Annotated in this window: 7 protein-coding genes and 2 pseudogenes; 5 read left to right on the top strand and 4 right to left on the bottom strand. The window is 61.8% G+C overall.

Annotated features, from left to right (window positions below):
• Positions 1 to 225: 225 nt before the first annotated feature.
• Positions 226 to 537 (top strand): annotated as a pseudogene (locus tag RMO15_RS22730) (TlpA family protein disulfide reductase); the annotation flags it as partial.
• A 71-nt stretch (positions 538 to 608) separates the two neighbouring features.
• On the opposite strand, the gene RMO15_RS22725 reads toward RMO15_RS22730, so the two are convergent.
• Positions 609 to 2,219 (bottom strand): peptide chain release factor 3, encoded by a 1,611-nt coding sequence (locus RMO15_RS22725; protein ID WP_309717672.1) that lies wholly within the window; start codon positions 2,217 to 2,219, stop codon positions 609 to 611.
• A 237-nt stretch (positions 2,220 to 2,456) separates the two neighbouring features.
• Between RMO15_RS22725 and RMO15_RS22720 the strand changes: the two genes are divergently transcribed.
• From RMO15_RS22720 to RMO15_RS22705, 4 genes are all read left to right on the top strand, one after another.
• Positions 2,457 to 4,772, top strand: a complete 2,316-nt coding sequence (locus RMO15_RS22720) for a DUF1549 domain-containing protein (protein ID WP_309717669.1) — start codon at positions 2,457 to 2,459, stop codon at positions 4,770 to 4,772.
• Between the two features lie 147 nt (positions 4,773 to 4,919).
• The gene (locus tag RMO15_RS22715; protein WP_309717664.1) at positions 4,920 to 6,311 is read left to right on the top strand and encodes a DUF1501 domain-containing protein; all 1,392 of its coding nucleotides are present in this window, start codon (positions 4,920 to 4,922) and stop codon (positions 6,309 to 6,311) included.
• Between the two features lie 3 nt (positions 6,312 to 6,314).
• The gene (locus RMO15_RS22710; RefSeq protein ID WP_309717661.1) at positions 6,315 to 6,791 is read left to right on the top strand and encodes a DinB family protein; all 477 of its coding nucleotides are present in this window, start codon (positions 6,315 to 6,317) and stop codon (positions 6,789 to 6,791) included.
• Between the two features lie 50 nt (positions 6,792 to 6,841).
• On the top strand, positions 6,842 to 7,546 hold the full coding sequence (locus RMO15_RS22705; RefSeq protein ID WP_309717658.1) for a DUF4349 domain-containing protein: 705 nt from the start codon (positions 6,842 to 6,844) through the stop codon (positions 7,544 to 7,546).
• Here RMO15_RS22705 and RMO15_RS22700 read toward each other — a convergent pair.
• From RMO15_RS22700 to RMO15_RS22690, 3 genes and pseudogenes are all read right to left on the bottom strand, one after another.
• A complete protein-coding gene (locus RMO15_RS22700) occupies positions 7,500 to 9,395 on the bottom strand; it encodes a M56 family metallopeptidase (RefSeq protein WP_309717654.1) in 1,896 nt (631 codons plus the stop codon). The genes RMO15_RS22705 and RMO15_RS22700 overlap by 47 nt on opposite strands.
• A gap of 3 nt (positions 9,396 to 9,398) precedes the next feature.
• Positions 9,399 to 9,788, bottom strand: coding sequence for a BlaI/MecI/CopY family transcriptional regulator (locus RMO15_RS22695; protein WP_309717650.1), 390 nt, complete (start codon positions 9,786 to 9,788; stop codon positions 9,399 to 9,401).
• A 3-nt stretch (positions 9,789 to 9,791) separates the two neighbouring features.
• A pseudogene (locus tag RMO15_RS22690) lies at positions 9,792 to 10,114 on the bottom strand (hypothetical protein); the annotation flags it as partial.

Raw genomic sequence — 10,114 nt, 5'->3', positions numbered from 1 at the left:
GATCCATCGCACGGATCGTTGCGACTGGAGTTTGTTTCATCTGGGTCTGAATTGGATAGAGCATTGCCTCAACGAGGGGCTCCCCCTCAGGACGCGTTTTCCACGTTCGGAACGGAGACGAAAATGTGTCGGGTAGTGAGGAACGGAAAGACATTTACGCTCGCCGACTACAAAGGCAAAGTCGTGGTTTTAGATTTCTGGGGATTCTGGTGAGGACCCTGCGTTGCGATGCTCCCGCATGAGAAAGAGATGGTCAAGCGCCTCGCTGACAAGTCTTTTGCCCTCATCGGGATCAATAGCGATGGCGACCGGTCGGTCGTCAATGAAATTCTGAAGCGTGAGAATATTACCTGGCGTCAAGCCATTGATGGAAACACCCGCGGCCCCCTTGCCACATCCTGGAATGTAAAAGGCTGGCCCACAATCTATATCCTGGATGCCAAGGGCGTGATCCGCTACAAGGACCTCCGCAACGAAAAGATGGAGGAGGCCGTCAAGACGCTCCTCAAAGAAGCCGAGGCAGAAGCCCAAAAGTAGCCCACTCCCTCTAACTCCTCCTTTCCCGGCGAAGAATGAGCGTCCGGGAGAGGAGGGCTGGGGAAGAGAGGTTATCCGGCTTCCTGCGACTCGGAGAGATCGAGTGCGGTGGAGAGAAATCTGAGTTTGGGGTTGTTCTCGATAATATGGTTCATGCCCCATGGGCTCTCAAACAGGCAGACAAAGTTGCCGAAGCTGTCCTCCACACGGCGCGTGCCCATGCCCCAGTAGACCTCTTTAATGGCCTCTTCCGGGCCCTGAATCCAGCGGGCGTGGTTGTAGGGCAGGCGATCCAGGCCCGTGTCCACCCCGTACTCGGAAAGCAGGCGGAACTGAATTACTTCAAACTGGAGCTGCCCGACGACGCCCAGAATCGGCTCGGTGCGCCCGGCGTTGATCTCGTGGAAGAGCTGCACGACGCCTTCTTCGCTCAGCTGCTCGATGCCTTTTTGGAACTGCTTGTACTTCTCCGATTTTCGGTTTCGTAGTACTCCAAAGTGCTCGGGGGCGAAGCGCGGAAAGCCACGGAACTGAACCGGCGTGCCCGTGCAGACCGTGTCGCCGAGCTGGAAGACGCCCGGGTTGGTGAGGCCGATAATGTCGCCGGGATAGGCTACTTCTACCGTTTCGCGATCCGAGGCAAAGAGCTTTTGAGGCCGGGTCAGGCGCACGGATTTCTTCGAGCGCGGGTTCATCGCGACCATATCCCGCTCAAAGCGCCCCGAGACCACGCGCAGAAACGCCACACGGTCGCGGTGGTTCGGGTCCATGTTGGCCTGGATCTTAAAGACAAAGCCACGAAACTCCGGCTCATTGGGCTCCACCTCACCATCTTGGGCAAAACGCGCTGTCGGGGCGGGGGCAAGCTCAATAAAGCGCTTCAGGAAACGCTCGACCCCAAAGTTGGTGACCGCGCTCCCAAAGAACAGCGGCGTGATCTCACCCTTAGCAATGCGCTCCGGGTCGAGCGGCTCGCCCGCCACATCTAGTAGCTCAATATCCTCACGGAGCTTCTGCGCCGGGCCTTGCCCGATAATCTCGTCGAGAGTCGGGTCGCTTAAGTCCACAATACGAACGGGGGCCTTGTTGGCGCCGTGCTGCACACGGTCATACAAGTGGAGCTGGCTTGTCTGGCGGTCATACACCCCCTGGAACTGGTCGCCATCCCCGATGGGCCAGAAGACGGGCGCGGAGCGAATCCCGAGGACTTCCTCAAGATTGGCCATGAGATCCAGCGGATCGAGGCCGGGGCGGTCCAGCTTGTTGATAAACGTGAAAATGGGAATCCCACGCTGGCGGCAGACGGCAAAGAGCTTGATGGTCTGCGGCTCCACACCACGAGCATTGTCGATCAGCATCACGGCGCTGTCGGCGGCCACGAGCGTCCGGTACGTGTCTTCCGAGAAGTCCTGGTGGCCGGGTGTGTCGAGCAAGTTCAGCACGCAGCCACCGTACTCGAACTGAAGCACCGTAGACGTAATCGAGATGCCGCGCTGCTTCTCCAGCTCCATCCAGTCCGAGGTCGCCTGCCGCCGGTTCTTCTTAGCCGTCACCGACCCCGCAAGCTGAATCGCGCCCCCGTAGAGAAGTAGCTTCTCGGTTAAGGTCGTCTTTCCCGCGTCCGGGTGGGAGATAATCGCAAACGTGCGCCGCCGCGCAATCTCTGTCTCTAAATCACTCATAGCCGAGAGCTAGGATACCATGATCACCCAAATGCCCTCACGGTGAACGTGGGATGACTGCTAGCCTGCACGGAGATCGTGCGGCTTTGGGGCCTGCGGCCGTTCGCTTCGCTCAAATTAACCTTGTACCGACGAGGCACGAGGAGGAGGCCGAAGGCCCCACAGCAGGACGTTTACCGTCCATGATGCCAATCGCCATGTGCATCCATCGAGAGGGAATCCGGTATCATAGCAAGTATGATTCGTAGGCTTGTGGGAGTGCTAGCGCTGGGGGGCTTGAGTGTGATGGCACTGGCGGCGCAAAAGACGCAGACGACGCAGAAGGCAATCTCGTACCAGCGCGATGTGCTGCCGATTCTGAAGAAGAACTGCTCGTCGTGCCATAGTAATGGAGCCAAGCAGGGGGACTTCTCCCTCGATAGCCGTGAGGCGATTCTGACGGGTGGCAAGACCCATCCCGTAGCGCGGCCCGGCAAGGGCTCGCAGAGCTATCTGATCGAGCTGGTGACTAAAGGCGCGATGCCACCGCAAGGGGCACATCTCAAGGCCAGTGAGGTGGAGACGCTCCGGCGCTGGATCGATGCGGGGCTGCCTTTCGATGGCGCGGCAGAGAACGAGAACGCCGCGTGGACACCCCCCATGGCATTGCGGGAAGTCACTGTGCCCGCAGGCGAGGGCAACCCGATTGACCGGCTGCTTGCGATACGTACGCCCGTCGTGAGTGACCGGGTCTTTGTGCGGCGGGCGTACTTGGACTTGATCGGGCTGCTGCCCTCGCCGAAGCAGACCAATGCTTTTGTGCTGGATACGACGAAAGATAAGCGCGAGCGGCTGGTGGCGAGTTTGTTGGCCGATACGAAAAACTACACCGAGCACTGGCTGACGTTTTGGAACGATGCGCTTCGTAATGATTATGTCGGGACGGGCTACATTGACGGGGGCCGGAGCCAGATCACGGGTTGGCTCTACAATGCCCTGGAGACCAACAAGCCCTACGACCAGTTTGTGCGCGACCTGGTCGCCCCGACGAGCCCCGAATCCGAAGGGTTTATCAAGGGGATTGTCTGGCGCGGGGTGGTTAATGCGAGTCAGCGGCCACCGCTCCAGGCGGCGCAGAATATTGGGCAGGTGTTTCTGGGAGTGAACCTGAAGTGCGCCTCATGCCACGATAGCTTCACCAGCAACTGGAAGCTGCGCGATGCCTACGGCCTGGCCGTCGCATTCTCGGACACGCCACTGGAGCTAGTGCGCTGCGACAAGCCGACCGGGACAATGGCAAGCGCCAAATTTCTCTGGCCCGAGTTGGGCGTGGTAGATGGCAACGCGCCGCTGGCAACGCGTCGCACTCAAGTGGCGGCGGCGCTGACCTCGCCTGCCAATGGCCGCTTTGCTCGCACGATTGTCAATCGGCTCTGGACCAAGCTCATGGGGCGCGGGCTGATCGAGCCCAACGATGAGCTGGACAACAAGCCCTGGAACCCGGCGCTGCTGGACTGGCTCGCCCTCGACTTTGTAAACAACGGCTATAACTTGAAGCACACGCTGGCCCAGATCGCCACGAGCCGTGCGTACCAGCTGCCCTCGCAGGGGCTGGTGAAAGAGAAGCCGAACGGCTATGTCTTCACTGGCCCTGCGGTCAAGCGCCTCTCTGCCGAGCAGCTCACCGATGCGATCTCGACCCTGACCGAGAGCTGGCCGACGCCGGTGGAGACACTGCGGATCAACAAAGGCGCGGTGAGTGTCCCCAAGCGCACAGGAAAAGTGCTCTTTGACAGTGGCCTCATGCGCTCCGGGGCGAAGGCGATTGATATTGACATTACCGGCGCGGAAGTGATCGCACTGATCGCCACCGACGGCAACAGCAATGGCAACCACGACTGGGCCGACTGGGTCGAGCCGCACTTTGGCTTTCCCGACAACACCGAGCGCGATGTGGATAGCTGCCCACTAATCTCGGCAACCACGGGCTTTGGGACGATCCAGAAAGACAAGAGTATTGTCGGTAAGCCCCTGCGCCTGGAGGGAAAAACCTACGACGAGGGCATCGGGACGCACGCCAACTCGGTGATTGTCTACGAGGTTCCCAAAGGCGCGACACGCTTGCGGGCGCTGGCTGGGCCGGATCAGGGCGCGGTTGAGGAGGCTCCCAAAGAGGTCTCGGTGCGCTTCGTGGTCGTGGGAGCATCGCGGGCGCTGATGGAGAGCCGTGCCGCCCTCACGACCGCCGATGCCTTCACCCGCGCCCTCGGACGCCCCAACCGGGAGCAGACCGTCACGCAGCGCCAGAGTGTCGCCACGACGCTTCAGGCGCTGGAGCTGACCAACGGCCCGCTACTCTCCGCACGCCTCAAAACCGGCGCGACCACCTGGCTCCGCCACGCAGGCAACGGCGAGGATGTCTTAAACGGACTCTACCAGACCGCCCTCAGCCGCCCGCCCACCGCCGCAGAACGAGCCACGATCCGCCAAGCCGTGGGCACGAAGCTCACCCCCGAGGCGCTCGAAGACATTCTCTGGGCGCTCCTGATGAGCCCGGAGTTTCAGCTGTATTAAATTGCGTTGCCCAGGACGGAGATCGTCCGGGCTATGGGGCCTTTGGCCGCCTCCTCGTGCCTCGTCGGTAGAAATCCGCCGAAGGCGCGGCGGAGGAACGATGCCCCATAGCCTGACGATCTCCGTCGAGGATTAAGGAAAAAGAATATGAACCGACGAGAGCTACTTTTATCGGCGCTGGCGGCGGGCTATGCCCGCCCGCTCTGGGCCGCGCAGCCTGCCCCAAAGGCGACGGCGGATGCAGTGATTGTCTTGTGGATGGGCGGCGGAATGGCCCACACCGAGACCTTCGACCCCAAGCGCTACACGCCCTACGAGAAGGGAACGCCCTCGGAGAAGATTCTGTCCACATTTCCGGCGATCCCGACCGTGGTGGATGGGCTTCAAATTTCGCAAGGTCTGGAGAAGCTCGCGCAGGTGATGGATAGAGCAACGCTGATCCGTACCTACCGTGCAGGTGATCTGGGGGCGATCCTGCACTCGCGCCACCAGTACCACTGGCACACGGGCTACGCGCCGCCGCAGACGGTCGCCGCGCCGCACATTGGCTCCGTGATCGCACGAACACTCGGGCCGCTTAACGAGGCCGTCCCGGCGTTTATCAATATCGGGCAGCGCTTCGATGTAGGGGAGGGTGAGGAGCTCAAGGCGTTTACCACGGCGGGCTTTCTGGGGAGCGAGTTCGGCCCCTTCAACCTGCCCTACCCCGACCAAGCGGTCGAGGCCGTGCGCCCGCCTGCGGGGATGACACCGGGGCGCTTTGCCAACCGCCAGGCACTCTATAAAAAGCTCGCCCAAGAGTCGGTCGTCGGGAAATTGGGCTCGGACTACCAGAAAGAGAGCCTGCTGCGCTCGCTGGACAACGCCCATAGATTGCTTTCGTCGCCCGCCGCCGCCGCCTTTGATCTGACCAAAGAGCCCAAGGCCAGCTACGACATCTACAACACGGGGCGCTTTGGGCAGGGGTGTCTATTGGCACGCCGCCTACGCGAGGCAGGGGCGCGCTACATTGAGGTGACCACCGAGTATGTCCCGTTCTTTGGCTGGGATACGCACGACAACGGCCACACGCGCCTGATCGAGATGAAGCGCCAGATAGATGCTCCCATTGCACAGCTGGTCAGAGACCTCGAAGAGCGCGGCTTGCTGGATCGCACCCTGATCGTGCTGGCATCGGAGTTCTCACGCGACATGATGATGGAAGGCAAGCCCGATGCCCGTGTCCGCGACCAGGTGACGGTTCCCGATATCGTCAACGAGCCCAAGTTCTACGGCATGCACCGTCACTTTACCGACGCGGGGAGTGTCTTGATGTTTGGTGGTGGCGTGAAAAAAGGCTTCGTCTACGGCAAGACCGCCGACGAGCGCCCGTGCAAGACCATTGAGAACCCGGTGGTAATCGAGGATCTGCACGCGACGATCTACCATGCGCTGGGGATCTCCCCCAAGCATGCCTACGAAGTGGAGAAGCGCCCGTTCTATGTCACGCGCGACGGCCTCGGCAAGCCCATCGGAGCCTTGCTGGCAAAAGGAATTTAGAAGATGACCGTACAAGAGTTTCAAGCAGAGAAGATCGAGGGCGCAGCCAAGCTGCTCGCCTTCTGGCTGGGCGCGATGCCCGAGGACAAGCAAAGCTGGGTGCCCGAAGTTGTAGGCGCAGCGGGTCTGCGCACTGCCCGTGAACAAGTGGCGGAGTGCGCGGCGGCGAACCGCTTCTTTGCCCAGTTTCTCAAGGGCGAAAAGCCCACTCCCTTCAGCCCGTTTGATGTCAAGTCTGAGTACGCAAGCTCGGAAGAGGCGCAACAGGATCTTATTGCCAGCGCTGCCGAGTGTGCCGCCGTGATCCGTGGGCTGAGCGAGGCAGACCTAGAGAAAGAGTATCGCCTCCGCTGGTCCATGACAGGCTACCAGGTGATTGAGTTCCCCTACCGCAACATGACCTACCATGCAGGCCAGATCAACCAGCTCCAGCTCCTCTACGGCGATACGGAGTTTCACATTCTTCTTAAACCACATTGACTATTTATGTAGTCTATGATACGCTTTGACTAATCTTGTAGTCGAGGTGTATGATGCGACGTTTTATTGGTGTGGTGACGGTGTTGGCGCTGGCGCTGGCGACAGCGGCGGGAGCGCAGGCGGCGGACTCGGTGGCGACGCGCGGGGCGGCGCTGGTGCTGAAAGTCGAGAAGTTCGAGACAACGCGCCAGAAAGTCTCGGAGTTGACGCTGGGGAGCGGCGGCGAGGTGCGGCAGGCGCAGAGCCATGTTGCAGAGAAGGGGCGGCGGCATGGGACGGTGCAGCTCAGTGTCCCTGCCCAGAAGCTGGAGCCACTGCTCACCCAGCTCCGTGGCCTGGGGATTCCCTCCGGGGAGCGCACGACCACTCTGGAGCACTGGGCGGAGTCCGAGGAACTGGCACGGCGGGCGGAGCGCTCGAAAGGGCACCAGGTGCGCCTAAATGGCTTGCTGGGGAGCGGGCGGAAGCTGCGGGGGAGCGATGTTCTCTATGTCGAGGAGCGCCTGGTGCGTGCCGAGAACGATGAGGACATGCTACGACTCCAGCGCGAGAAGCTGCTGCGGGCCACGGCGCTCAGCAAGGTAACGGTCGTTCTGTTTGAGCCCCCCGCACTACCGAAACCAAACCTCACCCACCCGCGCCGCGACTTAGTTTTGTCCTGGGTGCCGACGGTACTGACCTGGATCTTCTGGCTCGCGATAGCTGGAGCTATAGGCGGCGTGGTGCGCTGGTGGCGGCGGCAACAACGGGCTTGAGCACGAAGCCGCGCAGGTCTTCCCCGACCTGCCCCTGCCCGACGATCTCGCCGCGCGGGTTGATGTCCCGCGCAATAATCAGCGACGGGTCGAGCGGGATGCGCTGACCCTCCGGGTTCCAGAGCGCGGCGTGGCCCTCCGCTTGTCCCACAACCGTGCCATCGTCTGCAATGGACAGGGCGAGGGCATCGGTGCCGGGAAGAGGGCGCATCCCGGTTTTTGCGCTCCAGACAAAGGCGACACGCTCGCCAGTTGCTGTCTCGCTCATCCCCACGATCTGCCCGGTGCGGTTGATCGCGGTCGCCTTACTGTGCCGCCCCCCCAGCGTGCCCAGATCGCGGAGCTGTGTGCCGTCGTAGAGAAATGCGTGGGTCTCGGTGGGGCTTAGATCTGCCTTGCCGACAATCCACCCCAGCCCGTTCACGGCGGCGGCTTGGCTAGACGGCCCCCCCAGCGTTCCCAGCGCACGTGCTTGGCCTCTTTCCCAGACCATGGCACGCGTCGCCGCGCCGTTGCGCGTGCGAGCGCTTCCTACCAGCATTCCCGCATCCGTCATGCCCACCGCGACGGTCTCCGGAAAGCCCGGAAGCCCCGGCAAGCTCTGCCGCGCCGTGCCCCGAAGCCACTGTGCCTGCTGCCTGCCGGGCTTCAGCCGGGAGAGTAGCACCCCACCCGTCTCACTCGCAGCAAAGGCAATGCTACGCCCCTCCGAGAGCACCTGCGGCGCACCGTTCTCCCAGAGCGTCGCCCGGCCCAAGCCATCGCGTCCGTTCGCCGCACCCACAACCTGCCCCGAGTCTGTGATCGCGAAGGCATCGCTGTAGAGCCCGCCCAGTGTCGGCAGATCAAAGCGCTCGTAGGAAAGGGGCCTAGGAGAAACTTTCTTAAGCACAGGCGCTCGCTCGGCCAGCCGCCAGCCAGGCAAGAGCAGCGCTCCCGGCAAGAGTAGCGGCCAGACCGCCACGCGCTTTTGCGGCACTGCCAGCGTCTTCAGGCGGCTCTGGAGCTGCGAGTACACCGGCGAGGCCATTGCTAGTGTCCCTGACATCGGTTGAGTGAGCTTCAGCAAGAGCGCGCCGTACTCCCGCGCCGTCGCCCCCGTGGTCTGCCGTGCCAGCGCATCGCATGCCTCTTCCCGCGCCGTCGCCAGCATACGCTCGGCCAAATAAACGGTCGGCAGAAACCAGAACACCACCCGCGCCGCCAGCGGCACCAGCGCCAGCCACGGATCGCGGCGTGTCAGATGTGCCCGCTCATGGGCCAGTGCCAGCCGTTTCTCGGAGTCGCTGAGGCCCGTGGGAATCACGATCACGGGACGAAACAGCCCAAACACCAGCGGCCCCATGCCCGGAACTTCCCACACCCCTGAGTCTGCCCGTTCCCGACGATAGGTTCGCAGAACCGCGCAAACCCGAGTCGGGCCGTTCACGGCCCGGACAAAAGTAAAAATCGCCCCGACGAGCCAGAAAAGCTGAAAAGACGAGAGTAAAAGCCTCATACCAGTGGGCTTTTTTTCTATCTCATGCGTCAAAAGTGTTATTCCAGTATCCCTCGGCGATTTTTCGAGGTTCTTGAGCGCTGGGAAAGAGGGCTTTTGTTTTGATGCGATAGTCTGGGGCGATATTTTGGGGGCAGTTTCTGTGGAAGCTAGGGCATTTTGCTTTGGCGCAGGCAGCAGGGCTAGTGTAAGAGCTGGAATCAGCCCTAAAAGTAGCTTGGCGGGAACGGCCCACCAGAGCCAGAAACGCACCGAGGCGGGTATCTTGGGTGCGTAGCGGCAAAGCAGCGCGACGGCGAGCGCGAGCCCGGTTCCCCAGAGTGACGCGCTTACAAGCCGCTCCCACTCCATTGCTTACTCCAGCGTCTCCAGCAGCGCCCTCAGCTTCGCTCGCTCGTCGGCGGTGAGGCTCGCGCCGCCCTCAGTGAGATACGACACAAACGGTGAGACCGAGCCGCCCAGCGTGCGCTCGACAAAGTTCTGTACCAGCCCGCTCAGCAGCTCGGCCTTGGGGAGCACGGGAAGATAGGCCCAGTTTCCGTCGCGGGTCTTTTCGCGGCTCAGGTGCCCTTTTCCCCGCAGGCGCTCCAGCATCGTCAGCACCGTCGTACGGGCAAGGCCACGCGGCTCGCCCCAAGATGCCACGGCCTCACGCACCGTCAGCGCAGCCTCCTGCTCCGCCACAAAGCGCAACAGCTCCGTCTCTTGCTCGCCTAAAGTTGCCGTCCCCGGTCGTCGTCCCATACGCTAGACCTCTAGCTCAATGATCGTCACGTCATCGTTTTTGAGGGCTCCGCTATCTCTGGTGCCTTTGAGCCAAGGAGCAAAGATGGTGTCGCTGGGGAGTGTGTTCCAGGGCTTGCGCTTGCGCTCGAACTCTAACAAAAACCACGCGGCGACGGCATCGGACATTGCGAAGAGGCGGACGGGCGCGGCGGGGAGTTTGGCGCTAAACCGAACGATATCAGGGCGATCTTTCAGGGCCGTGGGATCGGTTGCCACTAGGCCAGGATGCGAGTTGAACTGCTTGGACTTGGTGAGGGGAAAGGCGTAGTGGAGCGTGTCTTTGA

The sequence above is a fragment of the Armatimonas sp. genome (assembly GCF_031410135.1).
GTDB lineage: Bacteria > Armatimonadota > Armatimonadia > Armatimonadales > Armatimonadaceae > Armatimonas.
This window is presented reverse-complemented; position numbering and strand designations above follow the sequence as displayed.